Here is a 24,415-nt window from a genome sequence, read left to right as displayed (position 1 = left end):
ATGCCTTCACCCAGCTATGTCGACCCGCTGAACGGAAAGCTCTACCCGCTCGATGTGCCACGCTGGTGCTCCGACGAGGGCAAGCCGCTGCTCGTGACGCCGCTGCCCGGCATCTCCCGCGACGAGGTCGAGCGCGCGACGCGGTCGCTGTGGCGTTACCGCGCGGCGCTGCCGGTCGAGATCAGGCAACCGATCACGATGGGCGAGGGCTGCACGCCTGCGGTCGAGAAGGAATGGGGCGACCTTCGGCCGCATTTCAAGCTCGAATGGTTCAATCCGACCGCAAGCTTCAAGGATCGTGGCACCACGGTGATGCTGTCGTTCCTGCGCCAGCTCGGCGTCGACGCCGTGCTGGAGGACTCTTCCGGCAATGGCGGCGCGTCCGTTTCAGCCTATGGCGCGGCGGGCGGCATGCGGGTGAAAATCCTGGCGCCGGCAACGACGTCGCCGATGAAGGTAGCGCAGATGCACGCCTTCGGCGCCAAGGTGCAGCTGGTCGAAGGCCCGCGCGAGGAATCCGAAGCGGAGGCGATCCGCCAGTCGAAGCAGATATTCTACTCCAGCCACAATTGGCAGCCCTTCTTCCTGCAAGGCACGAAATCGCTGGCCTACGAGATCTGGGAAGATTTTGGATTTGCCGCGCCCGACAACGTGATCATGCCGGTCGGCGCCGGCAGCAGCCTGCTCGGCTGCTACATCGGCTTCAAGGAACTGCTGGCGGCCGGGCAGATCAAGAAGTTGCCGCGGCTGTTCGCGGCGCAGCCGCTCAACTGCTCGCCGGTCGATGCGAGCTTTGCCGCCGGCGTCGACACGCTGGCCGATCGCCCGGTCCACAAGACCATCGCGGAGGGCACCGCGATCAAGCATCCGCTGCGGCTGAAGCAGATGGTCGCGGCGCTGAAGGAGAGCGGCGGCGGCACGGTCGCGATCCCCGAAGACGGCATCGTCGCCGCACTGAAGCGGCTGGCGTTGACCGGCCTGCTCGTCGAGCCGACCTCGGCCTCGGCCGCCGCCGCGCTCGACGTCCTGAAGGACCGCGGCGCGATCCGGCCGGCGGAGCGCACCGTCGTCATCATCAGCGGCACCGGGATCAAGGCCGCAGGGCTGATCACGGAGTTGCTGGGCAGCTAGTCAGACTGCAATCGCTCCCCCAACGGACGCGCGCGCCGGCGAAGCGTGCGCCCGCCCGATATTGTCGAGGAATTGCCGCACGCTCTCCTGCCAGGTGAAGGTCAAGGCGTGGGCGCGGCATTTCTCGCGCGGCACCAGCAGCGCGCCGAGCGCCGCGCGCCGCAGATCGTGATCGAGACATCCACAGCCTGATTTGCCGATCACGTCGAGCGGCCCCATCACCGGAAACGCCGCGACCGGCACGCCGCAGGCCAGCGCCTCCAGCAGCACCATGCCGAACGTGTCGGTCAGGCTCGGAAACACCATGACGTCGGCCGACGCATAGACATCGGCGAGCGCCCGCCCGGTCCGCGTGCCGAGAAAATGCACGTGCGGATATCGGGCCTGCAGACTGCTGCGCAGCGGTCCATCCCCGACGACGACCTTCGAGCCCGGCAAGTCGAGACCAAGAAAAGCGTCGAGGTTCTTCTCGACCGCGACGCGGCCGACATAGAGAAACACCGGCTCCGGGAAGGCGAGCGGCGGCTCCGCGCGGGGACAAAACAGCTCGGCATCGACGCCGCGCGACCATGGCATCAGCTTGCGGAAACCATGCGCCTTCAGCGCCTGCTCGAGCGACGGCGAGCCGACCATGATTCCGTCGCCGCCATTATGGAAGCGGCGCAACGCCGCGTAGCTCCAGCGCAACGGCACCGGCAGCCGCGCGGCGAGATATTCCGGAAAGCGGGTGTGATAGCTGGTCGTGAACGGATAGCCGCGGGTCTGGCAGACATGGCGGCTGATCCAGCCGATCGGACCTTCGGTGGCGATATGCACCGAGTCCGGGCGCGCTGCGGCGATCGCGCGCGCGATCCGCCCGATCGACGGCAGCGCGAGCCGGATCTCCGGATAGCCCGGCAACGGCACGGTGCGGAAATCGGTCGGCGTGAGAAAGCTGATCTCCGCGCCGAGCGACGGCGCCTCGCTGGCGAGGTATTCGAGCGAGCGGACCACGCCATTGATCTGCGGCCGCCAGGCGTCGGTCGCCACCAGGACGCGCATCAGGCGACCGCCTCTGCAAGTGGCGCGAAGCCCGCCGCGCTCGACGCCGGCTGCGGATCCGTCCATCGGACGATTTCGAACTGCCCGTCATAGCGCTCGACCACGCCGGTGCAGGACTCCACCCAGTCCCCGGTATTGATGTAGCGCACGCCGAATTCGTCGTGCATTGCCGCGTGATGGATGTGGCCGCAGATCACGCCCTGAACGTTGCGTCGCCTGGCTTCGGAGGACAGCACCTCCTCGAACCGGCCGATGTGGTTGACCGCATTCTTGACCCGCAATTTCGCCCAGGACGAGAACGACCAATAGCCGAACCCCAATTGACGCCTGATCCGGTTGAGCCAGACATTGGAAGCCAGCGCGGCCCGATAGCCGACATCGCCGATCAGCGCGAGCCACCGCGCATGCCTCACCACCAGATCGAAATGATCGCCGTGAACGATAAGGTAGTCGCGACCGTCGAGGCCGCGATGGATCGCTCGTTCGACCACCTCGACGCCGCCGAACGCCGCACCGGCATAGTCGCGCAGGAATTCGTCGTGATTGCCGGGAATGTAGATCAGGCGCCGTCCCCGTTGCGCGAGCTCGATCAGCTCCCGTACGACCGCATTGTGCGCCGTGGGCCAATACCAGCTCGACCGCAGGCACCAGCCATCGACGATGTCGCCGACCAGGAACACGGTTTCGGCATCGTGGTGCCGAAGGAAGTCGATCAACCGCTCGGCGTGGCACCCTCTGGTTCCGAGATGGACGTCGGAGATGAACAGGCTCCTGACCTTGACGGGATGCCGCGACACGAGCCGCGCCGCGCTGGCGCGATCGCCGCCGAGCGGGACGAGGACATCTCGATCAACTTTGCTGCCGTCCCGCCGCAATGCCGTCGCCATGGCCTCGGCCAATCCGGCGAGAACCCGGGTGACGTCGCGGCTGGCGCATCGCCGAAAGATCGAGCGATGCCAATAGATGCCTGCCAGGAGAACCAGCAGCGCGAACTCGGCCGCGCGATATCGCCCGCCGGACGTGGCAACACCGAACTGATAGCTTGCGGCCAGCACCAGCAATGCCGCGGCGGTGCACTCGAGCGTGTGCGAGCTCGGCCGCAGGCGGGACAACAGCGCTCTCATGCGCCTTCCTCCACCGGCAAGCGTGAGGGGAGCGCCAGCGGCTCCGCGAAACGTCGCGGCGTGAGCGAGCGCTTGTAGAAGCGGAATCCGAGCAAGAGCGCGAGCTCGATGGCGATCAGGACGACCACCACCCAGAAGCCGAGGCTGACCGGATCATGGCCGCTGCCGCGCAGCGCATAGCCAAGTGTGAGGAACGGCATGTTCCAGATCACGGTGCCGATCGCCGTCGCCATGACGAAGGCGCGCGGCTCCAGCCGCAGCACGCCAGCGGGCAGCGCCAGGTAGATCCGCACCGTGGGCAAAGTCTGGCCGATCAGCGTCACCCAGAAATGATTGCCGCGATAGGCGTCGGTGAGCTGCCGGTAGAGCGAGGGCCGCAACAGCACGAACTTGCCATAGTGCGTCACCAGGCCTTCGATGCGCCGCGAGCCGAGCGCGCGCCCGAGCCCGTACCAGCCGAGCGCGCCGACGACAGAGCCTGCGCTGGTCGCGAGGATGGTCGTCGCGAGCATCGTGCCGTCGGGGACCGTCAGCCCGAGCAGCATCAGCAGCACGTAAGACGGCAGCAGCGGGATGAACTTCTCGGCGACGGCGAGGCAGCCGACGCCGACCAGGCCGAAGTGCAGGAACATTGCGATCGTGCTCGACGTGTCCATGGCGCCTCGATCAAGCGTGGGAGTGGCGACGGCTGATCCGGTACACGGACGCCGGAGGCAGGTTGCGGAACGTCTGCCCGATGCAGCTCGCCTGCAGATCGAGGCGGTCCAGGACCGCGTCCGACACCGGACAACGCGGGCCATAGGTGATCTGGTAGAAGGCACCGCCGGCGCGGAGATAGCGGAAGGCGGCATCGAGGATCGTCGTGACTTTCTCCGGCGGCATGATGAGAAGCCCGAGCCCGCTCACGACGGCGCCGACCGGCGTCCCTTCGAACAGCCTCTCCCTCCACAGCCAGGCCGCATCCATCCAGAGCACCCGGGCGCCCGGGAAGCGCCGCTGCAGCAGCGGGATGAACTCGGAGCCGTACTCCACCAGCGTCAGATCCTGCTGCCTCACGCCGCGTTTCAGCAATGCGTCGGTGAAGACGCCGGTGCCGGGACCAAGCTCGATCACCGGACCAGTATCCGCCGTGATCTCCTGCGTCATCAGCGACGAGATGGCGGGCCCGGACGGCGCGACCGCGGCGACACGCATCGGATTGCGCACCCAGGCGCGGAAGAACGGCAGGATGTCAGCGGCCGACATGCTGGAGCTCCCGCGCGCTGGGCGCGTTGCGCATCTCGCGCCGCGGATTCGTTAACAAGGCCATTCGCGTATCTTTCGCATTGCGGACGCCGCCATCGTGTGGTGGAAGGCGCCCGCCGGTTGAGCGTGTCGGCCGGTGACGGGCCGATTCGACCCGCTCCAAGCGAGGCCTCTGTCTCATGCGAAGCTTGCGCCAGCCTGTCGCGAATGCGCGTGCGTGCGAAATTTAACGCCGCGACGCATTGGCGCGGAGCAAACCGCAAGGTTGCCGCAATGAATCGGACATAAAGCCGGCAGATCGGATGACGAAGCCGATGCAGGGATGAAGACGACGAATGCGCGTGCTGTTGGTGGAGGACCAGCCGGAAATGGTCGCAGCGCTGCGTGCGGCACTCGCGCGCCACGACATGCTGGTGGATCACGCGCCTGACCTGTCGGAAGCCGAGGCGATTGCCGCGGCTGGCAGCTACGATGCGATCGTGCTCGACCGGCAACTGCCCGATGGCGACGGGCTGTCGCTGATTCCGAAGCTGCGCGCGGGCGGCAACACCGTGCCGGTGCTGGTGCTGACCGCCCGCGGCGAGCTCGCGGACCGGATCTCGGGCCTCGACTGCGGTGCGGACGACTATCTCGGCAAACCCTTTGCATTCGAGGAGCTGTTGGCACGGTTGCGCGCACTGCTGCGCCGGCCCGCCAATATGCAGCAGCATGCCGCGCGGATCGGCCGCTTGTCGTTCGACTTCGCCCATCGCGAGGCCAGCGTCGACGGACGTTCGCTGGAAATGCCACGTCGCGAGCGGCTGGTGCTCGAGGCGCTGCTGCATCGGATGGGACGCATGGTGCAACGTTCCGCACTGATGGAGGCGGTCTACGGCCTCGACGACGACGTGCAGCCCAATGCGCTGGATACCCACGTGTCGCGGCTGCGCCGCAGGCTCGCCGAGGCCGACGCCGGCGTCGCGATCAACGGCGTTCGCGGCCTCGGCTATGTGCTGCGAGAGATACCGTGAGCGTGCTGCGACCGCGATCGCTCACTTGGCGGCTGATCGGGCGCCTCGCGGGCCTGCAGGCCGTCACATTGACCCTGTTGATCCTGCTGATCGGGGCGGCCGCGATCGGGCTGCTGCGGGCCGGACTCTTGATCGGCGAGTACGAAGGCAGCACGCTCGACACGCTGCGCGAGGCCATCACCCGCGATGAAACGGGTGGACTGGCGCTGCGCCAAACGCCGGAGCTCGCCGCCCTGCGCGCCGAGCATGCCGACCTCTGGTTCGTCATCCGCGACGGCGAGGGGCACCAGCTCTCCGAAGGCGCGGTGCCCGCGCAATTCGCGCCGATTGCCTCAAGCCTCGATCACGTCAGCGAGGCGCGGCTCAAATGGAACGCCGCGGAAGCCATGCGCCCCGCGGGTCTCGTCAAATGGGTCGACACCCCGGCAGGGCGGATCCAGATCCTGACCGGCACCTACGGCGAGCTTTCGATGTGGCGCGCGCTGGAGAGCACGCCGCTGCTGTTCCTCAACATGATCCTGCCGATCGTCGTGCTGATGACGCTGGCAACGCTGGTCGCGACCCCCTTCGTAGTGCGCCGGGCCATGAACGGCCTGGCGCAGGTCGCGGCGCAGGCCGAGCGCATCGACATCGATCAGCGCGGCGTGCAACTGCCGCTCGACAAGGTGCCGATCGAAATCACCCCGCTGGTCAAGGCCATCAATGCCGCGCTCGACCGCCTCGACAAGGGCTACGAGCGCCATCGCCGCTTCCTCGCCGATGCGGCGCACGAGCTGCGCACGCCGATCGCGATCCTCTCGACGCGGGTCGCCTCGCTGGAGGCCGGGCCGGAGAAGACCCACCTGCTCGAGGACGCCACCCGGCTGAGCGTCATGGCCGGCCAGTTGCTCGATTTGCAACGGCTCGACCAGCGCGCCGACACGTTCGGTCCCGTCAATCTCGTCGCGGTCGCGCGGCAGGTCGTCCTCGACCTCGCGCCGCTCGCCTTTGCGGCGGGATATGAAATGTCCTTCGAACACGAGGACGAGACCATCGTGGTGACCGGTGACCAGACCTCGCTCGAGCGTGCGCTCACCAACCTCGTGCAGAACGCCGTCGACCACGGACGGCGGCGCGGCACGATCCTGATTCGGGTCACGGCGGCGGGCCTGATCGAGGTCTGCGACGATGGCGACGGCATCGCGCCGGACGAGCGCGAGCAGATATTCGAGCCATTCCGCCGGCTGCAGCCGGGCGGACGCGGCGCCGGCCTCGGCCTCGACCTGGTGCAGAGCATCATGCGCCTGCATGGCGGCCGGATCGAGGTCGATCAGGCGCCGTCCGGCGGCGCCTGCATGCGCATGGTGTTCCCGAAAGTGCAGCCATCCTGAATCGAGCTGAGGTGGCCGCGGCGAGGCTAAAGCGCGATGCGATTGGGTTAAATCGTCATCGCGCTTTTCCGGATCACGCTCTAGCCCGCCTTGCGCAGCTTCAGGGATTCGTAGAACGTCGTTTCGAAGTTCATGTAGCCGATGAACGACGTCGGATCGCCGAACGGCAGGATCTGCGTTGCCCAGTATCCGCCGAAACCGTTCTGCCGGTCGATCCAGTAGAACAAATTGGCGAGACCGGCCCAGCCAAGCGCGCCGGCGGGACGGCCGGTCGGAGCCTTCTCGTCATTGATCATGAAACTCAGCGCCCATGACTTCGACTGGCCGGGGAAGAACTCGGCGTCGTTGGCGAGCGAGGTGATCACGCCCGTGATCGCGGTGACCTTGCTGTTGCCGAGGTGGTTCTTCTCGGCCATCCGCACCGTCTCGGCCTTGAGGACGCGGCCGTGCTCGCCGGCGCCGTCATTCAGCCACATGCGGATGAAGCGCATGTAGTCGCCGATCGTCCCGTAGAGCCCGTGGCCGCCCATGTGGATCTCCGGATTGGCCGGCAACTCGAAATCCATCGGCGTCAGCGAGCCGTCGGCGTTGCGGGCGTGAATGCCGGCAAGCTTGCGGCGCATGCCGTCGGTGAGCTCGAACGCCGTGTCCTGAATGCCGAGCGGTTCGAAGATCCGCGTCTTGAAGACCTCCCCGAGCCGCCTTCCGATGATCGCCTCGACGATCTGCCCGCACCAATCCATGTTGGTGCCATACTCCCACCGTTCGCCGGGATCGAACAGCAGAGGTGTCATCAGCGAGGCCTTGGACGCCGTGATGACGCTCGGCTGTCCCTTCTCCTGAGCAAGACGATTGTAGGTGTGATTGATGAAGTCGTAGCTGAGGCCCGCACTATGGACCATCAGCATGCGGGTCGTGATGTCGCGCTTCGGCGCACGGAGCCGTGGCTCGCCCCTGTCGTCGAAGCCCTCGATGACCTGAAGCTTGCCGATATCGGGCGCATAGGTCTTGGCCGGCGCATCGAGATCGAGCTTGCCCTCCTCGACGAGTTGCAGGACCGCAGTGCCCGTGATCGCCTTCGTGGTCGAGAAGATGGCGAACACACTGTCGGTCGACATGTCGGTCGACATGTCGGCCGGCTGGTCGAGCCGGCGCTTGCCGGCGGCGCCTTCATAAATGTTGCGATGCCGGTCAGTCACCATCGCAACGACGCCGGGGACGCGCGGATTCGACGTCACGACGCCGTCGAGAATCGCATCTGCTGCCGCACTGAAGTTCGTGCTCATTGTTTTCTTCCCATGTTTGTGATGTTGACGGCGTGGTCCTACTGCATGGCGAAGCCGCGATAGCCGCTCGCGGCGACCTCGTCGCATTTCTGGCGGTAGGTGCCGACACCGCCGCAATAGGACAGCACCCGGCGCGGCTTGCCCTCGACATTCGAGCCGAGATACCAGGAGTTGGTCTTCGCGATCAGCGTCGCGTTGGCGGTCTCATCGTGATGCGCCACCCACTGATCCTCGATGTCCCTGGACGGCTCGATGACGCTCAGGTTGTTGCCGCGCATGTACTTGATGCAATCGTCGATCCACTCGACCTGCTGCTGCAGGCAGGTGGTCATGTTGCAAAGCGCGGCCGAAGGCGCGAGCGGCACCGCCGTCGTGAACAGGTTCGGATAGCCGTGAACCTGCAGGCCCATGGTGGTGCGGATATCGCGGCCCCAATCCTCCTTCAGCGAACGGCCGTCGCGGCCGCGAATATCGATCCGCGTCAACGCGCCGGTACCGGCATCGAAGCCGGTCGCCAGGATGATGACGTCGAATTCGTGCACCGTGCCGTCGGCAGTCTGGATACCTTCGGGCGTGATGCAGGCGATCGGATTGTCCTTGACGCTGACGATCTCGACATTCGGCCGATGGAAAGCCTCGAGGAAATTGCTTTCCAGCGGCACCCGGTGCGTGCCGAAGCCGTAATTGGTCGGGATCAGCTGCTCGCACAGCTTGGGGTCCTTGATCCGCTCGCGCATCTTTGCGCGCACGAATTCGGTGATCTCGGCGTTGACGGCTTCGTCGAAGAACAGTTCGGCGAAGGACGACACCCACAATTTCAGCGATCCGTCGTTCCAGCAATCCTCGACCACCTGGCGGCGCTGCTGCGGCGTCAGGTCGGCCCAGGCGTGCTCGAAGTCGAACTCGAAGCCGGTGAAGGTCTTCGGCAGCCGCTCGGTGAGGAATTTGAACTTCGACTTGTAGGCCTCCGCATCCGACGCGTCCCATTTCGGGTTCTTCATCGGAATGATGTATTGCGGGGTGCGGATGAACACCTTGAGATGGCCGACTTCGCCGGCGATCGACTGGATCACCTGGATTCCGGTGGCGCCGTTGCCGACCACGCCGACGCGCTTGCCGGCGAGTTCGATCGGTCCCTTCGGCCAGCGCGCGGTGTGGAACAGCTTGCCCTTGAACGTCTCCTGTCCCGGGAACGACACGTGCGGGGCCGAGAGCATTCCGCAGCAGGTGATCAGGAACTGGGTGTCGATCACCTCACCCTTGTCGGTCGTGACCTGCCAGCGCTGCGTCGCCTCGTCGAAATGCGCGCTCTTCACTGTGGTCTCGAACTGGATGTCCTTCTTGAGGTCGAGACGGTCGGCCACGTAGTTCAGCCAGCGCTCGATCTCCGGCTGGCCCGGAAACCGCTCGCTCCAGCTCCAGCCTTTGTAGAGGTCCTCGGAGAACAGATACTGATAGGTGTGACCTTCGGAATCGAAGCGTGCGCCGGGATAGCGGTTCCAGTACCAGGTGCCGCCGACGCTCGACCCTGCGTCAACAGCCCTGACATTCAGGCCCTGCTCGCGCAGGCGGAACAATTGATAGAGGCCGGCAACGCCGGCGCCGATCACCACGGCGTCGAATTTGGATGTCGCGTGCGCGCCATTGCTGCCATTGGACCTGGTTGCGGTCGCGGTCATGATTTCCTCCTGTGTGTGGTCTCTCGCACGCCCTTTCCCACCCCGCTGGCCGCGGAATGACGGTGCGTTGCGCCAATTTGGGCCCCGGCGGCATGGACGAGGCTGCCGGGACGCACAGGAGGCTATGGGGCTTGCGGCTCCCGGGGCTTGGATGAAACCGACAATCTCTGGAACGCGGCCGCGCCATCGCCCTCGGCCATTGGTCTCCTTGGCAAATGGCGAAAGCGGCCTATTCTGCGCTCAGCCGTCCGGCCAAGAAGAACAAGAAGAAGCGGACAACCGCCGATGAATCCAGGGAGGAGGCTCGCGCGATGGGCCAGTTGATCACGGTCGAGGAGCTGCCGCGCTACGCTCCCGGCGAGTTGAAGCTGGATAGTTCGCCGGTCGGCCGCAATGATTTCCGGCTGCGGATCTTCCGCTATGCGCCGTCCGACATCTGGGTCCCGCCGTCGGAAAACTACCTCATCGTGATCTATCGCGACGGCGTCACGTCGATGAATCGCCGCGTCACCGGTGCGTGGAAGCAAGATCATGTCGGTCGCGGGGTCACGACGCTCTTGACGCGCGCCGAGCCCTCGAACTGGCGCTGGCAGCACGACATCGAGGTCAGCCATTTCTACATCTCGCCGACGCTGATGACGAAGACCGCGAGCGAAGCGTTCGACCGTGACGCCGAAACGGTCGAGCTTCACGATCTGCTCAAGGTCGAGGACCCGATGCTGACCTGGATCAACGATCAGATGGTTCAGGAAATCGCCGCGGGCGGACCCGGCGGCCGGCTCTGCTACGACGCGCTGGCGCTGCAGGCCAGCGTGCACATCCTGCGCAAATACGCCGCCATCGAGTTCAAGATGCCCTGCGCACAAGGCAGGTTCAGGCCGGCGCATGCGCGGCTGATCGAGGACTATGTCGAGCAGAACATCTCCCGCAACATCACGCTGGAGGAGCTTGCCAACATCTGCAATTGCACACCGGTGCAGTTTGCCCGCAAGTTCCGCATCCACTACGGCATGCGGCCGCATGCTTACGTCCTGCGGCGCAAGGTCGAGCATGCGTGCCAGCATCTGCGCAGGGACCGCGTGGCGCTGAAGGAGATCGCGCTGCTCGCAGGCTTCGCCGACCAGAGCCACCTCAATCGCGTGTTCCGGCAGCACATGAACGTGACGCCGGCGGAGTACCGCCGGCAGGTCTGCGAGACCAAGTTCGAGGCGTGAGACTGGGCCCTGCCCTGCCGCTTTGCAGCGATCAGCCTAGACCGGCGGCGGATTGATCCGGGCAAAGCCCTCCTGGATCCGGTAGGGGTAGTACGGATAGGCCGGCATCACCGCACTGGCCTTGTCGAGACGCGCGATCTGGTCCGGCGAGAGCGACCAGCCGACCGCACCGAGATTGTCACGCAGCTGCGCCTCGTCGCGCGCGCCGATGATGACGGATGACACGCTCGGACGGGTAAGCAGCCAGGCGATCGCGATCTGCGGCACCGTGCGGCCGGTCTCTGCGGCTATAGCGTCCAGCGCGTCGACAATCGCGTAAAGCTTCTCGTCGTCGACCGCCGGGCCGAACTGTGCGGTCTCGTGCAGGCGGCTGTTCTTGGGCAGCGGCTGGCCGCGCCTGATCTTGCCGGTGAGACGGCCCCAGCCAAGCGGGCTCCAGACCAGCGCGCCGACGCCCTGGTCGAGCGCGAGCGGCATCAGCTCAGATTCATAGTCGCGGCCGACCAGCGAGTAATAGACCTGGTGCGCCACATGGCGCGGCCAGCCCTGCCGTTCGGCGATCCCGAGCGATTTCATCAAGTGCCAGCCGGAGAAGTTCGAGGCGCCGACATAGCGCAGCTTGCCGGCACGCACCAGCGTATCGAGGGTCGACAGCACCTCGTCGATCGGCGTGAAGGCGTCGAAGGCATGGAGCTGCAGCAGATCGATGTAATCGGTGCCGAGCCGGCGCAGCGCAGCGTCGACCGCGGCGACGAGGCGATAGCGCGAGGTGCCGGCGTCGAGCGGGCCGTCGCCCATCGGCAGCCCGGTCTTGGTCGAGATCAGAACCTTGTCGCGGCGGCCCTTGATCGCGGCGCCGAGAATTTCCTCCGACGCGCCGTTCGAATAGACGTCGGCGGTGTCGAACAGGTTGACGCCGGCCTCGAGGCAGATGTCGATCAGCCGCCGTGCCTCGCCGGCGTCGCTGCGGCCCCAGGCGGAGAACAACGGTCCCTGGCCGCCGAACGTGCCGGTGCCGAAGCTGAGCGCCGGGACCTTCAGACCGGACGCACCGAGATTGCGATAGTCCATGATCATACTCCTTGTGATACAGCTCATTCCGCCGGGCACTGCGCGGCCAGCACGGCCGGCCGATCGAGCCGAAGGCTCCACAGCGCCAGCAGCAATCCGACCGCCGTGATGACGGCGGCGACCAGCGGCAGCGCGCCGAGGCCGAGGCCGCGATCGATGGTGACGCCGCCGGCCCAGGCGCCAAGCGCGTTGCCGAGATTGAAGGCCGCGATGTTCAGGCTGGAGGCCAGTGTCCGGCCTTCGACACCGGCGGCTTCCAGCACGCGAAGCTGCAGTGGGGCAACGGTCGCGAACGCAGCGATGCCGAGCACGAACAAGAGCGCCACAGCCAGAGCCTTGATCGAGACGACAGCCGAGAGCCCCACCAGGACAATGGCGAGGCCGCCAAGGGAAACGAGCAACGCGCGCGCCAATCCCTTGTCGGCGAGCCGGCCGCCGGCGACATTGCCGATCGCAAGGCCGGCGCCGAACACCAGCAGGATCGGCGAGACCGCGGCGTCGGAGAATCCGGTCAACCGCGTCAGCATCGGCTGCACATAGGTGAAGACCGCGAACAGCCCGCCGAAACCGAACACCGTCATGGCGAGCCCGAGCAGCACCTGCGGGCGGCCGAGCACGGCGAGTTCCTCGCGCAGCGGCACCGGCTTGTCCTTGGCGCCGACATGGCCGGGGACCAGCAGCGCCAGCACGACGAACGCGACCACGCCGATCGCCGCCACCGCCCAGAACGCAGCGCGCCAGCCCAGCATCAGGCCGAACCATGCACCGAAGGGCACGCCGAGCAGGGTCGCGACCGTGAGGCCGATGAACATCGTGGCGATCGCGGACGCCTTCTTGTCTTCCGGGACGAGGCCTGTCGCGACCACCGAGCCGACGCCGAAGAAGGTGCCGTGCGCCAGCGAGGTCAGGATGCGCGCCGCCATCAACAGCTCGTAGTTCGGCGCCAGCGCGCAGGCCGCATTGCCGAGCGTGAAGATCGCCATCAGCGCCAGCAGCACCGCCTTGCGCGGCATTTTGCGCGTCCCAAGCGTCAGGATCGGGGCGCCGACGAACACGCCGAGCGCATAGCCGGAGATCAACAGACCCGCCGCGGAAACCGACACATGCATGTCGGCGGCGACCTGCAGCAACAGTCCCATGATGAGGAATTCAGTGGTGCCGATGCCAAAGGCACCGGCGGTCAAGGCTAGGACTGCGAGAGGCATGTGTCGCTCCGGACGGTGAGGATTCCGCAATGCGACATAGCGGTCCGGGCGAGGAAGGATTAGAATGGCCGCAATCCAATCATTTGTGACGTGAATTCAAGATGGCCCGAATTGACACCAACCGCTCCGGCGAGATGGACGTGTTTGTCCGCGTCGTCGATCTCGGCGGCTTCACCGCCGCCGCCAACAGCCTGCGCCAGACGCCGTCGGGCGTCAGCAAGCTGGTCTCGCGGCTCGAGACGCGGCTCGGCACAAGGTTGGTCAACCGCACCACGCGCAAGCTGCAACTGACCGAGGAGGGCCAGGCGTTCTACCAGCGCGCGCAGCGCATCCTCGCCGACATCGACGAGGCCGAACGCGAGGCCGCCTCCTGCGTGCCGCGCGGCCATCTCACCGTGAACAGCAACATCCCGTTCGGCATGCTGCACGTGATGCCGCTGCTGCCGCGCTTCATGCGCGAGCATCCCGACATCACGCTCGACATCGTGCTGACCGACACGCTGGTCGATCTGATGCAGGCGCGCGCCGATGTCGCGATCCGCGCCGGCCCGCTCGGCGCCTCGCGGCTGATCGCGCGCAAGCTGGGCACCAGCCGCATGGCGGTGGTCGCCGCGCCGTCCTATCTCGCTCGCCACGGCATCCCGAAGACGCCGGCCGACCTCGCCGGCCATCGCGGCGTCGGCTGGACCTTTCCGCGCAGCATCCGCGGCTGGCCGTTCCGCCGCGCCGAAAAGATCGAAGAGGCATTGCCGCCGCCGGTCGCCCGCGCCAGCGACGGCGAGACCGCGCGCCAGCTCACGCTCGGCGGCATCGGCGTGGCGCGGCTGGCACTGTTCCATATCGGCCCTGATATCGAAGCCGGGCGCCTGGTGCCGGTGCTGCAAAATCTCAATCCCGGCGATCGCGAGGACATCCACGCGGTCTATGTCGGCCATGCCGGCCCGCTGCCGGCACGGGTGCGCGCCTTCATCGATTTCCTGGCACAGCACATCCGCATCGGCGATCCGGCGTTGCGGCGTGGCGCGGATGGGAAATGGAAGATCGTCGGCGACAAATGAGCACGCGATGACAAATGAAACGGCCGTCTTGCAGACTGTCACCGAATCGATCCGCATCGCCGCACAGCCGACGCAGGTGTGGGACACGATCCTGGATCCCAAGGCGGGCGAGACGTGGCGCAACGCGCATTTCACGACCGACTGGTAGATCGGCGCGCCGATCGAGATCGAGGCGGAGATCGGCGCCAAGCGCTATCGCGACAAGGGCTGCGTCCTCCATGTCGAGCCGCCAATACGGCTCGCATACTCCTATTGGTCAAAGGTTTCCGGCCTGCCGGACATTCCGCAATGCTATGCGACGATCACGATGGCGCTCGCGACCGACGGCGGCGAGACAATACTGACAGTAACCCAGCAAGTGCCGCCGTCGCCGATCCGGCGCGAAGCATGTTGCCTTCTACTGGCGCATGACGCTGCCGCGTCTGAAGCAGGCCGTCGAGCAAGGCCGTGCCGCGCAATAGCGGCGTCTAGACGCGCTTCAGCAGAAACAACTGCGTGACATAGGGAAACACCACCTCTTCAGCGTCGCCGAGACCGGCTTCGCGCAGAATTTGGTCGGTCTTGTCGCGAAGGGCCGCCTTCTCCGCATCGGGAAGATTGGCGACATAGCTCGTCGACACGACGCGCTCATAGACGCCTTGCCGCGCCATCCGGTGCGGATGATCCTGCACGATCTCCTTCTCGAGCACGAAGCGTGGATCCTTCAAGATCCAGCGCCAGTGGCCGGAGCGTTGCCGCGGTGTGTCTCCCGCGTATTTCTCGATCATGACGGACAACGCCTCGACCCACGGCGCACGGTCGTCCCTGTTGTTCCAGACCAGTGCCAGCGTGCCGCCGGGACGCAGCAGGCGCGCGATCTCGGCGACCGATGCCTCGTTGTCGAACCAGTGGAACGCCTGGGCACAGGTCACGAGATCGACGCTGCCGGTTGCGAGATCGATCGCGTCGGCGCGGGTGTTGATGACCTCCACCTTCGCTTCCTGCGCCAGCTTCGCCGACATCTCGGCAACCGGTTCGACCGCGACCAGACGCGTCGTCGCGGTCAGATGCTGCAACAGCAGGCGGGTGAACTTGCCGGTTCCGGCGCCGAGATCGACCACACAGCGCGCGGCCTGAAGCGGCAGCGCGGCGACGATCTCCGCGGGGTAGCTGGGCCGGCCCGCCTCGTAGGCGGCGACCGCGACGCGATAATTCTTGGCTGTAGGGTTCAGTGTCATTTTGCTTCTCCTGCGAGCCGGCCTTCAGCGGGGAGTCTGCCCGACGGTATAGAGCAGTGCCTGCACGGGACTGGAAGAGCGCGTCGATACAAAATTCGCTGAAGTCCCGTCACCTTTGCGTCAGCGCCGCCGGCCTGTTGCTCCCGTCGAATGGTGCACGCGCAATTTGAACGATTCTTCTTCGGCAGGTTTCGCATGCCCCTTTGCGCGCTTGTGCAGCATCAAGATCGCAGTTCCAGGTTGCAAGTTGCGGTCGACTGAACCACAGTCCATGACGGCGGACACGGTCTGTTGCGCTTGCACGACAAGCCCGGTCCCTCTTGCGCACCGGAGCGACCATGCAGCGATCCAGGGCTGTCTTCATCACAGCTATCGTCTACGCCTTGATCGGCCTGGTCCTCGCGGCCGGCGGCATCTGGCTCGTCGCCTTGGGTGGATCGATCTTCTACATTGTCCTCGGCGTCGGCATCCTCGCCACGGCCGCATTGTTGCTGATGCAGCGCCGTTCGGCGCTGTGGCTATTTGCGATCGTGCTGGTCGGCACGCTGGCATGGGCTGTCCACGAGGTGCGCTTCGACTGGTGGCCGCTCGCGGCGCGCGGCGACATCATCTTCCCGATGGCGCTCTGGCTGCTGACGCCGGTGATCGTTCGCGCCCTGACGCGAGGCGAGCCTGTGTCCTACGCGCGTGCGACAGCGCCGCTCTGGATCGGCGTCGTGGCATCAGCTGCCGTCCTGGTGGGCGGGCTGCTGACGAGCTATCACGACATCGACGGCACGATTGCCGCCTCCGGGCCTGCCGTGCCGCAAAGCGAAGCCGACCCGCAGCCGGATGGCGACTGGCGCGCCTATGGACGGACGCAGTTCGGACAGCGCTATTCGCCGCTCAAACAAATCACGCCCGGCAATGTCGCCAACCTCAAGGTCGCCTGGACCTTCCGCACCGGCGACGTCAAGACGCCGGAGGATTCCGGTGAGACCACCTTCGAGGTCACCCCGATCAAGGTGCGCGACACGCTCTATCTCTGCTCGCAGCACCAGGTGCTGTTCGCGCTCGACGCCAGGACCGGCACCGAGCGCTGGCGCTACGACCCCAAGCTCGTGCACAACAAGACGTTCCAGCACATGACCTGCCGCGGGGTCTCCTATCACGAGACCGCCGCGGGCGCCGTCGACTCCAGCGGCAATCCCGCGCCTGCGGAGTGCCCGCGGCGGATCTTCCTGCCCGTCAATGACGGCCGCATGATCGCGCTCGATGCCGACAGCGGCAAACCCTGCGAGAGCTTTGCCGATCACGGCATCCTCGACCTGCAGCAGGGGATGGGGATCACCACCGCCGGCTTCTTCGAGCCGACGTCGCCGCCTGTCGTCAGCGACAAGATTTTGGTCGTTGCCGCCGCAGTGATCGACAATTACGCGGTCGAGGTGCCCTCAGGCGTGATCCGCGGCTTCGATGTCTACACCGGTAAACTGGTCTGGGCCTGGGACTCCGCCGCGGCCGACGAGAACGCGCTGCCCTCACCGACACGCCATTACACCAACGGCTCGCCGAATTCCTGGATCACCGCCTCGTTCGATCCGAAACTGAATCTGGTCTACATCCCGACCGGCAACAACGGGCCCGACATCTGGGGCGGCAATCGCGATGCGCTGGTCGAGCGCTATTCGAGTTCGATCGTCGCGCTTGACGTCAACACCGGCAAGCGTGCCTGGTCGTACCAGACCGTGCATCATGACCTCTGGGACATGGACGTTCCCTCGCAGCCGAGCCTGGTCGATGTGACAACGGCGAAGGGCGTCATTCCCGCGATCATCCAGCCGACCAAGGTCGGCAACATCTTCGTGCTCGACCGCCGGACCGGCGAATTGATCGTGCCGGCGCCGGAACGTGCGGTGCCGCAGGGGCCCGCGCCCGGCGACCGCAGCGCGCCGACGCAGCCGTTTTCCGAACTGACATTCCGCCCGGAGGCGAAGCTGACCGGCGCCGACATGTGGGGCGGCACGATCTTCGACCAGCTGCTGTGCCGGATCATGTTCCATCGTTTGCGCTACGAAGGCACGTTCACGCCGCCATCGTTGCAGGGCACGCTGGTCTTCCCCGGCAATCTCGGCATGTTCGAATGGGGCGGTATCGCGATCGATCCTGTCAGGCAGATCGCGATCGCCAACCCGATGTCGCTGCCGTTCGCGTCACGGCTGATTCCGCGGGGTCCACAAAATCCGCCGGCGCCGACCGCCGAGAAGCCGGTCGGCAGTGAGGTCGGAACGCAGCCGATGTACGGCACGCCGTTCGGGGTTGATATTTCGAGCTTCCTCTCGCCGCTGTCCGTGCCGTGCTACCGGCCGCCATGGGGCTCGATGGCCGCGATCGATCTGAAAACGATGAAGATCGTCTGGCAGCATCCCAACGGCACCATCCGGGACACCACGCCGCTGCCGCTTCCGTTCAAGATGGGCGTGCCGATGCTGGGCGGCCCCATCACCACCGCCGGCGGCGTTGCGTTCTACACCGGCACCTACGAGTACACGATCCGGGCCTATGACGTGCGTGACGGCAAGGTGCTGTGGGAAGATCGCCTGCCCGCCGGCGCGCAATCGACACCGATGAGCTACGAGGCCGGCGGCAAGCAGTATGTCGTCACCGCGGCCGGCGGCCACGGCTCGTTCGGCACCAAACGCGGCGACTATGTCATCGCCTATGCATTGAAGGATTAGGCCGCAGCACATCGACATCATTGCGTCATACGGCAGTTCCGCCGCGGACCACCGCGCAACGGCGTTGTTGCCGTCATTCTCTTGATCGTGAATTCCGTAGCATCGGGAAGGGTTGGCAAGTCAGGCCAAAGCCGCTAAAGGTCCGCCCCCTTTCACATCAAATCCCGAGCATGACATGTCGAGCGCTCCGCCCGCCGTCTCGATTGGCGTCGATTTTGGCACCAGCAACACCGTGGTCGCGCTGTCCGACGCCGATGGCCGTGTTGAGGCGATCCGTTTCGACCATGGCGGGCGCACGCATAGCGTCTATGTGTCCGCGCTGTGCTTCTGGGAGGAACGGCCCGGCGCCGGCCTGCATCCGCGCGCCGAGGGCGGGCCGTGGGCGATCGAGCAGTTCCTCGAGGGACGCACGATCCATCGCTTCATCCAGTCGTTCAAGACCTTCGCGGCAAGCTCGGCCTTCAACACCACACAGATCTTCCGGCAGCGCTATAAGTTCGAGGATTTGCTGGCGGCGTTCCTGCGCACGCTGACGCGCCATGCCGGCGACGGGTTCGATTTGGGCGCGCCGACCATCATGGTCGGCCGGCCGGTGAAGTTTGCCGGCGGCAATCCCAATGACGAGCTCGCGATGCAGCGCTACCGGGCCGCATTCGAGCGGCTCGGCGCAGGGCACGCGCGCTATGTCTACGAGCCGGTCGGCGCGGCGTTCTCCTTTGCGCGCAGCCTCGACCACGATGCCACGGTGCTGGTCGCCGATTTCGGCGGCGGCACCAGCGACTTCTCGGTGATGCGGTTCTCGCGCAAGGGCGGCGTGCTGCGCGCCGAGCCGCTGGGACATTCCGGCATCGGCATCGCCGGCGACACCTTCGACTACCGCATCGTCGATCACATCGTCTCGCCGCGGCTCGGCAAGGGCACCAACTACCGCTCGTTCGACAAGGTGCTGCCGATCCCCAATCATTATTATTCGAGCCTCGCGCGCTGGCACCAGCTCGCGATGATGCGGGGCAATGGCGATCTGCGCGAATTGCAGCAGCTCGCGCGCACGGCGCTCGATCCGGCGCCGCTGCACGATTTCATCACCATCGTCGATCACGATCTCGGCTTCGCGCTGTACCGCGCCGTCTCCGACACCAAGGTCGCGCTGTCGAGCCGCGACCGGGTCGAGTTCCGCTTTGCCCGCGAAGGCATCGACATCGGCGCCACCGTGACGCGCGACGATTTCGAATCCTGGATCGCCGACGACATCGAACGGCTGGGCGCCACCGTGGACGAGGCGCTGGCGAAATCCGGCATCACCGCACGCGACGTGGAGAAGGTGTTTTTGACCGGCGGCACCTCGTTCGTACCGGCCGTGCAGCGCCTGTTCGCCGAGCGTTTCGGCGAGGCGCGGCTGACCTCGGCGGACCAGTTCGAATCGATCGCATATGGTCTCGCCTTGATCGGCCACACGCCCGATCCCGACCGCTGGACCTTCGCCGAAGCAGCGTGACGCTTCGCTGCGCGCCTTGATCCCGGCGCAATACGCGACTACAGCTCATCAATCATCAATTCGAGAGGATGCCGACGGCCATGGATTTCATCCGGACAGCAACGCCCATCAGCCTTGCCCACCGGGATATCCATCGCCATGCCAGCATCGATCACGCTCTCGAATCTCACCCTGTCCGCGCCTGACGGCCGGGTTCTCCTTTCCAACATCGATCTCACCTTCGGCCCTGAACGGATCGGCCTTGTCGGCAGGAACGGCGTTGGGAAGACGACGCTGCTCGGCCTGATCGCAGGCCGGCAGGCGCCGCAATCCGGCGCGGTCTCGGTGCAGGGACGCGTCGGGATGCTGCATCAGACGGTGCAGGTGAAGCCGGACGAGTCCGTCATCGACCTGTTCGGCGCGCGCCGCACATTGGCCGCGTTGCACCGTGCCGGGCAGGGCCTTGCGACGACTGAGGAGCTTGCGGATATCGACTGGACGCTCGACAGCCGCATCGCGTCCGCGCTCGCGCGTGTCGGATTGGACGATGTGCTCGACGTGCCGCTGGCGATGCTATCAGGCGGACAGGCCACAAGGGCGCGCCTCGCTGCGCTGACGTTTGCAGAGCCTGATTTCCTGCTGCTGGATGAGCCCACCAACAATCTCGACCGCGCCGGACGCCAGGCGGTGATCGACCTGCTCGCCAGTTGGCGGCATGGCGCCATCGTCGTCAGCCACGATCGCGAACTGCTTGAGACCATGGATGCGATCGTCGAACTGACCTCGCTGGAGGCCCGGCGCTACGGCGGCAATTGGAGCCAATACCGCGCGCGCAAGGCGATCGAGCTCTCGGCAGCACGGCACGATCTGGATGATGCCGAGAAGCGCGTCGCCGAGATCGACCGCAAGACCAGGGAAGCGACCGAGAAGAAGGCGCGCAAGGACGGCGCCGGCGCGAGGAAGCGCGCCAAGGGCGACATGCCGCGGATCGCCGCCGGGCTGCGCCGGGATCGCAGCGAGGACAGCGGCGGCGAGACCGCCCGCCTCGCCGAGCGGCGGCGAACGCAAGCGAGCGAACGCGCCGCCGCCGCGCGCCAGCGCATCGAGGTGCTGCAGCCGTTCTCGGTGCGGCTGCCGTCGACCCATCTGCCCGCGGGCCGGATGGTGCTGCGCATCGAGGCTGCCGAGGCCGGCTACAGCGCCGACGCGCCGGTCCTGCGGGACCTCACCTTCTCCATCTCGGGTCCGGAGCGTGTCGCGATCACGGGCCCGAACGGCTCCGGCAAGACGACGTTGCTCAAGCTCGTCAGCGGCGAGCTGACCGCCGCGTGTGGCAGCGTCGAGGTGATGACCCGCTTTGCGATGTTCGACCAGGCGGTCAGCCTGCTCGATGCGCGGGCCTCGATCCTGGATAATTTCCGCCGCATCAATCCGGATGCCGACGAGAACGCCTGCCGGGCGGCACTGGCGCGGTTCATGTTTCGCGCCGATGCGGCCTTGCAGGTCGTCGCGAGCCTGAGCGGCGGCCAGTTGCTCCGCGCCGGTCTCGCCTGCGTCCTGGGCGGGCCAACGCCACCACCGCTGCTGATGCTCGACGAGCCGACCAACCATCTGGACATCGACTCGATGGAGGCGGTCGAGGCCGGACTGCGCGCCTATGACGGCGCCCTGCTGGTCGTCAGCCACGACGAGGCCTTCCTGGAGGCGATCGGGATCACCCGCAGGTTCGAGCTCGGCGACCGCGGCTCCCACCAAAATATCGAAAACAACCCCATGCAAAGGAACCAGCGGCCACCAACCTGAGCGGCGGTCAAGAAAGTTCGGAGGGCATGTCACGTTTCGACGCCCTGCCTTGTCCTAGCTTCGGCAATAGCAGCAGCAGAGGACAGCATGCACACCATCGGAACCGGAGGCGGTCGCACCCTGATCGCGATCGTCTATCATAGCGCCTACGGCCACACCCGGCGCCAGGCGGAGGCCGTCAGGTCCGGCGTCGGGGATGTCGATGGCGCGGAGGCCCTATTGGTGCCTGTCGAGAGCGTGGAACAGAATTGGGATCATCTGCTGGGTGCAGAAGCACTGATCTTCGGCACGCCGACCTACATGGGCGCTGCGTCTGCGGCCTTCAAAGCCTTTCAGGAAGCAACCTCAAGTGCCGTGATGTCCAAGGGCTACCGGTGGAAGGACAAGCTCGCGGCAGGCTTCACCAATTCGGGGGCCCATGCCGGCGACAAGCTCTCCACATTGATCCAGCTTGCACTGTTCGCCGCCCAGCACGGCATGCACTGGGTCAATCTCGATCTGCCGCCCGGCAACAACTCCGCATCGGGATCGGACGCCGATCCGAACAGGCTGGGGTTCTGGCTGGGCGCCGGGGCACAATCGAACACCGACGAGGGTGCCGACACCGCGCCGCCCGAATCTGATCTCGCGACCGCCCGCCACCTCGGACGGCGCGTGGCGGAGACTGCAATTCAGTTTGCGCGCGGCCGTGACGCGGCTGCCGCGGCCATGCGGGCGGCGTCATGAAGGAGGCGGCTGAAACCGCGGCGGCCGAGATCTTCGCCGATTTGCGGCCGCGGCTGATCCGGCTGGCCTATCGGATGCTCGGCTCGGTGGCCGACGCGGAGGACGTCGTTCACGATGCCTGGCTGCGCTGGCTCGCCGCCGATCGCAACCGGATGCGCGATCCCAGGGCCCTGCTCTACACCATCGTCACCCGGCTATCCCTCAACGAACTGAAATCCGCACGGCGCCGGCGCGCGGCCTATATCGGACCGTGGCTGCCCGAACCGTTCTTCGATCCCGAGCAGGAAGAGACCGCCGACGATCTGATCCTGCCGCTGATGATCGCACTGGAACGCCTGTCGCCCCTCGAACGGGCAGCCTTCCTGCTGCATGACGTGTTCGGAATGGAGTTCGATGCGGTCTCCGAGACGATCGGCCGCGAGGCGGCGACCTGCCGCAAGCTCGCGAGCCGCGCACGCGCGCACATCCACGATGCCAGGCCGCGGTTCGTGGTCGGCAATGAAGAAGGCCAGCGGCTCGCCAATGCCTTCTTCGCGGCAACGCGAACCGGCGACCTCGCCGCGTTGCGCGCGATGCTCGCCGAAGATGTCGTGGTCTATGCCGATGGCGGCGGCCGGGTCCCGGCGCCTGTTCGACCGCTGGTCGGGCTCGAAGCGGCGATGGAGCGTTTCGCGGGGCTCGCCCGCCTGTTCGACGTGCATCCGTCACGCCTGATCCGCTACGCAACCATCAACGGCTTGCCCGGCTTCATCACCATCGAGGATGGCCTCGTTCAAACGACAGCCTTGCAGATCGAGAACAAACGCGTCGTTGCGATCTTTGTGACCCGCAATCCCGACAAGCTGCACAACATCCCCGATGCGACGGAACCGATCGCACGTCCCGGGAGGTCGCATTGACGCGCGGGGAGCGCAATGGACCTCGCTACGGCACACAGTGATCGATCTTTCTCACCGACGCTCTCAGCGTCGAAGCGAATTGCTTTCACACGATCAATACTTCGAACGGTGAAGGCTGTTTGAATAATGAACAGCCGAGCACGCGTCGCCTTGGGGCAGGTGTAGGCGCGGTGCTCGGCTGTCAGGCCGCGCGGCGGTGCGGCCATCCCCGCAGGCTTCACTCACCCCCATGAGCGAGGCCGCCGGAGTCAGATCTCGCCGGTTGCTAAATCCGCGCTGTCGAATGGAGTGCGTTTCGCCAAAGGGCAAATGCGACGAAGCCTGCCAGCAGCACAAAGCCACCACCGACCGCGATCAATAAATGCGCGAGCGTCATTTGGAACATCCCAATTGTGAAGCATCATGCGGCGCGATATGCGCCGCAACCCGGCAATCGAATGCATTTCAAAATTGATTTGCCCCGCCGGCCGCCGCCGGACAGCCCGAAAGGTGGCTGGCACTGCGCTCTGCCCACCCTTCGATTTCAGAGAGGCTGTCGAGCTACTCGGCTCTCGCCTCTCATCGTGCGGTTCGTCACACCGCTCAACTGTCACGAGGATAATCGATAAAACTTTATCGACAATCGAAAGGAAAAATTAAGGTTAACGACGCGCCGCAAAGCCGCGCCGGAAGCGACACGGGCCTCTCAGCCGCAACGAGTGACGCGACTTGCCCGTGCACCCTCAACTGCGGCTGCACACGGCGCGCGCTCAAATCCATCGATGTCATGTTGAGGAAGCGGCGGGTCTGCGCGACGCTTCGAGTGATCCAGCAGGGCTGGTCGTGTCACCAGAACCCGGCAAGGCTTAAGGGTGGCGGAGAGGGAGGGATTCGAACCCCCGATAGGCTTGCACCTATGCCGCATTTCGAGTGCGGTGCATTCAACCACTCTGCCACCTCTCCAGTGGCCCGGGTGATTTGCGCCACCCGCGGTCGGGGCGTGTTCTAGGCGAGGTTGGCGGGACAGACAAGGCGCTGCAATAATATTTCCGCCACCGCGGCCTCGTACCGCCGAAGCACCGGGCCAACGTGAGAAAGTACGCGGAAACAAGGCGCTAGCGGGACACCTCGCGCTCGATCGGCGCGCGAGCGAGCCAAAGCCAGCAGGA

The 24,415-nt window shown here is 65.8% G+C and carries 21 protein-coding genes and 1 tRNA gene; 12 read left to right on the top strand and 10 right to left on the bottom strand.

The features are described 5' to 3' along the window. Positions 1-1,131: a threonine synthase gene (locus tag CK489_RS10010; RefSeq protein ID WP_095732188.1), complete on the top strand. Its 1,131-nt coding sequence runs from the start codon at positions 1-3 to the stop codon at positions 1,129-1,131. Here the strand turns inward: CK489_RS10010 and CK489_RS10005 are convergent, their stop codons facing one another. The 4 genes from CK489_RS10005 to CK489_RS09990 are packed head-to-tail and all read right to left on the bottom strand — an operon-like array spanning position 1,132 to position 4,541. Continuing rightward, positions 1,132-2,172 (bottom strand): glycosyltransferase family 4 protein, encoded by a 1,041-nt coding sequence (locus CK489_RS10005; protein ID WP_095732217.1) that lies wholly within the window; start codon positions 2,170-2,172, stop codon positions 1,132-1,134. Then, positions 2,172-3,296: a UDP-2,3-diacylglucosamine diphosphatase gene (locus tag CK489_RS10000; protein WP_502694112.1), complete on the bottom strand. Its 1,125-nt coding sequence runs from the start codon at positions 3,294-3,296 to the stop codon at positions 2,172-2,174. The genes CK489_RS10005 and CK489_RS10000 overlap by 1 nt, the downstream gene beginning before the upstream one ends. Beyond that, positions 3,293-3,952: a DedA family protein gene (locus tag CK489_RS09995; protein WP_095732187.1), complete on the bottom strand. Its 660-nt coding sequence runs from the start codon at positions 3,950-3,952 to the stop codon at positions 3,293-3,295. The genes CK489_RS10000 and CK489_RS09995 overlap by 4 nt, the downstream gene beginning before the upstream one ends. Positions 3,953-3,962: 10 nt before the next feature. After that, positions 3,963-4,541 carry a class I SAM-dependent methyltransferase gene (locus CK489_RS09990; protein WP_095732186.1) on the bottom strand — a complete coding sequence of 193 codons (579 nt, stop codon included), beginning with the start codon at positions 4,539-4,541 and terminating at the stop codon, positions 3,963-3,965. Between the two features lie 335 nt (positions 4,542-4,876). On the opposite strand from CK489_RS09990, the gene CK489_RS09985 reads away from it, so the two are divergent. Then, complete coding sequence (locus tag CK489_RS09985; RefSeq protein WP_050630482.1) at positions 4,877-5,551, top strand: response regulator transcription factor; 675 nt, start codon at positions 4,877-4,879, stop codon at positions 5,549-5,551. Between the two features lie 5 nt (positions 5,552-5,556). Beyond that, positions 5,557-6,921, top strand: a complete 1,365-nt coding sequence (locus CK489_RS09980; protein WP_095732215.1) for a sensor histidine kinase — start codon at positions 5,557-5,559, stop codon at positions 6,919-6,921. A gap of 80 nt (positions 6,922-7,001) precedes the next feature. Here the strand turns inward: CK489_RS09980 and acmB are convergent, their stop codons facing one another. Continuing rightward, on the bottom strand, positions 7,002-8,207 hold the full coding sequence (gene acmB, locus CK489_RS09975; RefSeq protein ID WP_095732185.1) for a methyl acetate hydrolase AcmB: 1,206 nt from the start codon (positions 8,205-8,207) through the stop codon (positions 7,002-7,004). A 38-nt stretch (positions 8,208-8,245) separates the two neighbouring features. Continuing rightward, the gene (locus CK489_RS09970) at positions 8,246-9,886 is read right to left on the bottom strand and encodes a flavin-containing monooxygenase (protein WP_095732184.1); all 1,641 of its coding nucleotides are present in this window, start codon (positions 9,884-9,886) and stop codon (positions 8,246-8,248) included. 215 nt (positions 9,887-10,101) lie between these two features. On the opposite strand from CK489_RS09970, the gene CK489_RS09965 reads away from it, so the two are divergent. Continuing rightward, a complete protein-coding gene (locus CK489_RS09965; RefSeq protein WP_245350305.1) occupies positions 10,102-11,100 on the top strand; it encodes an AraC family transcriptional regulator in 999 nt (332 codons plus the stop codon). Between the two features lie 36 nt (positions 11,101-11,136). Here the strand turns inward: CK489_RS09965 and CK489_RS09960 are convergent, their stop codons facing one another. Next, positions 11,137-12,171, bottom strand: a complete 1,035-nt coding sequence (locus CK489_RS09960) for an aldo/keto reductase (protein WP_095732213.1) — start codon at positions 12,169-12,171, stop codon at positions 11,137-11,139. A 23-nt stretch (positions 12,172-12,194) separates the two neighbouring features. Next, the gene (locus CK489_RS09955) at positions 12,195-13,376 is read right to left on the bottom strand and encodes an MFS transporter (RefSeq protein WP_095732183.1); all 1,182 of its coding nucleotides are present in this window, start codon (positions 13,374-13,376) and stop codon (positions 12,195-12,197) included. Positions 13,377-13,477: 101 nt separating this feature from the next. On the opposite strand from CK489_RS09955, the gene CK489_RS09950 reads away from it, so the two are divergent. The 3 genes from CK489_RS09950 to CK489_RS42160 are packed head-to-tail and all read left to right on the top strand — an operon-like array spanning position 13,478 to position 14,933. Beyond that, positions 13,478-14,434, top strand: coding sequence for a LysR family transcriptional regulator (locus tag CK489_RS09950; protein WP_095732182.1), 957 nt, complete (start codon positions 13,478-13,480; stop codon positions 14,432-14,434). Between the two features lie 7 nt (positions 14,435-14,441). Further along, complete coding sequence (locus CK489_RS42165; protein ID WP_245350304.1) at positions 14,442-14,582, top strand: SRPBCC family protein; 141 nt, start codon at positions 14,442-14,444, stop codon at positions 14,580-14,582. After that, positions 14,583-14,933: an SRPBCC domain-containing protein gene (locus CK489_RS42160; RefSeq protein ID WP_349626922.1), complete on the top strand. Its 351-nt coding sequence runs from the start codon at positions 14,583-14,585 to the stop codon at positions 14,931-14,933. It begins immediately after the preceding gene. On the opposite strand, the gene CK489_RS09940 is transcribed toward CK489_RS42160, so the two are convergent. Continuing rightward, a complete protein-coding gene (locus tag CK489_RS09940) occupies positions 14,902-15,651 on the bottom strand; it encodes a class I SAM-dependent methyltransferase (protein ID WP_050630477.1) in 750 nt (249 codons plus the stop codon). The genes CK489_RS42160 and CK489_RS09940 overlap by 32 nt on opposite strands. Positions 15,652-15,989: 338 nt before the next feature. Here CK489_RS09940 and CK489_RS09935 point away from each other — a divergent pair, with 338 nt between their 5' ends. The 5 genes from CK489_RS09935 (at position 15,990) to CK489_RS09915 (ending at position 23,267) form a co-directional block, all read left to right on the top strand. Further along, on the top strand, positions 15,990-18,365 hold the full coding sequence (locus tag CK489_RS09935; RefSeq protein WP_095732212.1) for a glucose/quinate/shikimate family membrane-bound PQQ-dependent dehydrogenase: 2,376 nt from the start codon (positions 15,990-15,992) through the stop codon (positions 18,363-18,365). Positions 18,366-18,540: 175 nt separating this feature from the next. Continuing rightward, positions 18,541-19,860, top strand: coding sequence for an Hsp70 family protein (locus tag CK489_RS09930; protein WP_095732181.1), 1,320 nt, complete (start codon positions 18,541-18,543; stop codon positions 19,858-19,860). 138 nt (positions 19,861-19,998) lie between these two features. Beyond that, the gene (locus tag CK489_RS09925; protein WP_095732180.1) at positions 19,999-21,642 is read left to right on the top strand and encodes an ABC-F family ATP-binding cassette domain-containing protein; all 1,644 of its coding nucleotides are present in this window, start codon (positions 19,999-20,001) and stop codon (positions 21,640-21,642) included. A gap of 87 nt (positions 21,643-21,729) precedes the next feature. Continuing rightward, on the top strand, positions 21,730-22,368 hold the full coding sequence (locus CK489_RS09920) for a flavodoxin family protein (protein WP_095732179.1): 639 nt from the start codon (positions 21,730-21,732) through the stop codon (positions 22,366-22,368). Beyond that, a complete protein-coding gene (locus tag CK489_RS09915) occupies positions 22,365-23,267 on the top strand; it encodes a sigma-70 family RNA polymerase sigma factor (protein WP_095732178.1) in 903 nt (300 codons plus the stop codon). The genes CK489_RS09920 and CK489_RS09915 overlap by 4 nt, the downstream gene beginning before the upstream one ends. A gap of 852 nt (positions 23,268-24,119) precedes the next feature. Here the strand turns inward: CK489_RS09915 and CK489_RS09910 are convergent. Further along, a tRNA-Ser gene (locus CK489_RS09910) sits at positions 24,120-24,209 on the bottom strand. Positions 24,210-24,415: the final 206 nt, after the last annotated feature.

Origin of the sequence: Bradyrhizobium sp. UFLA03-84 (genome assembly GCF_002289535.1) — a bacterium.
Lineage (GTDB): Bacteria > Pseudomonadota > Alphaproteobacteria > Rhizobiales > Xanthobacteraceae > Bradyrhizobium > Bradyrhizobium viridifuturi.
The sequence above is the reverse complement of the archived record's forward strand: the minus strand, read 5'-3'. Positions and strand labels throughout refer to the sequence as shown.

Excerpts from the sequence above, each read along its gene's own strand:
- CK489_RS10010 (WP_095732188.1), top strand. The coding sequence starts at position 1 with ATGCCTTCACCCAGCTATGTCGACCCGCTGAACGGAAAGCTCTACCCG.
- CK489_RS10005 (WP_095732217.1), bottom strand. The coding sequence starts at position 2,172 with ATGCGCGTCCTGGTGGCGACCGACGCCTGGCGGCCGCAGATCAATGGC.
- CK489_RS10000 (WP_502694112.1), bottom strand. The coding sequence starts at position 3,296 with ATGAGAGCGCTGTTGTCCCGCCTGCGGCCGAGCTCGCACACGCTCGAG.
- CK489_RS09995 (WP_095732187.1), bottom strand. The coding sequence starts at position 3,952 with ATGGACACGTCGAGCACGATCGCAATGTTCCTGCACTTCGGCCTGGTC.
- CK489_RS09990 (WP_095732186.1), bottom strand. The coding sequence starts at position 4,541 with ATGTCGGCCGCTGACATCCTGCCGTTCTTCCGCGCCTGGGTGCGCAAT.
- CK489_RS09985 (WP_050630482.1), top strand. The coding sequence starts at position 4,877 with ATGCGCGTGCTGTTGGTGGAGGACCAGCCGGAAATGGTCGCAGCGCTG.
- acmB (WP_095732185.1), bottom strand. The coding sequence starts at position 8,207 with ATGAGCACGAACTTCAGTGCGGCAGCAGATGCGATTCTCGACGGCGTC.
- CK489_RS09970 (WP_095732184.1), bottom strand. The coding sequence starts at position 9,886 with ATGACCGCGACCGCAACCAGGTCCAATGGCAGCAATGGCGCGCACGCG.
- CK489_RS09965 (WP_245350305.1), top strand. The coding sequence starts at position 10,102 with ATGGCGAAAGCGGCCTATTCTGCGCTCAGCCGTCCGGCCAAGAAGAAC.
- CK489_RS09960 (WP_095732213.1), bottom strand. The coding sequence starts at position 12,171 with ATGGACTATCGCAATCTCGGTGCGTCCGGTCTGAAGGTCCCGGCGCTC.
- CK489_RS09955 (WP_095732183.1), bottom strand. The coding sequence starts at position 13,376 with ATGCCTCTCGCAGTCCTAGCCTTGACCGCCGGTGCCTTTGGCATCGGC.
- CK489_RS09950 (WP_095732182.1), top strand. The coding sequence starts at position 13,478 with ATGGCCCGAATTGACACCAACCGCTCCGGCGAGATGGACGTGTTTGTC.
- CK489_RS42165 (WP_245350304.1), top strand. The coding sequence starts at position 14,442 with ATGACAAATGAAACGGCCGTCTTGCAGACTGTCACCGAATCGATCCGC.
- CK489_RS09940 (WP_050630477.1), bottom strand. The coding sequence starts at position 15,651 with ATGACACTGAACCCTACAGCCAAGAATTATCGCGTCGCGGTCGCCGCC.
- CK489_RS09935 (WP_095732212.1), top strand. The coding sequence starts at position 15,990 with ATGCAGCGATCCAGGGCTGTCTTCATCACAGCTATCGTCTACGCCTTG.
- CK489_RS09930 (WP_095732181.1), top strand. The coding sequence starts at position 18,541 with ATGTCGAGCGCTCCGCCCGCCGTCTCGATTGGCGTCGATTTTGGCACC.
- CK489_RS09925 (WP_095732180.1), top strand. The coding sequence starts at position 19,999 with ATGCCAGCATCGATCACGCTCTCGAATCTCACCCTGTCCGCGCCTGAC.
- CK489_RS09920 (WP_095732179.1), top strand. The coding sequence starts at position 21,730 with ATGCACACCATCGGAACCGGAGGCGGTCGCACCCTGATCGCGATCGTC.
- CK489_RS09915 (WP_095732178.1), top strand. The coding sequence starts at position 22,365 with ATGAAGGAGGCGGCTGAAACCGCGGCGGCCGAGATCTTCGCCGATTTG.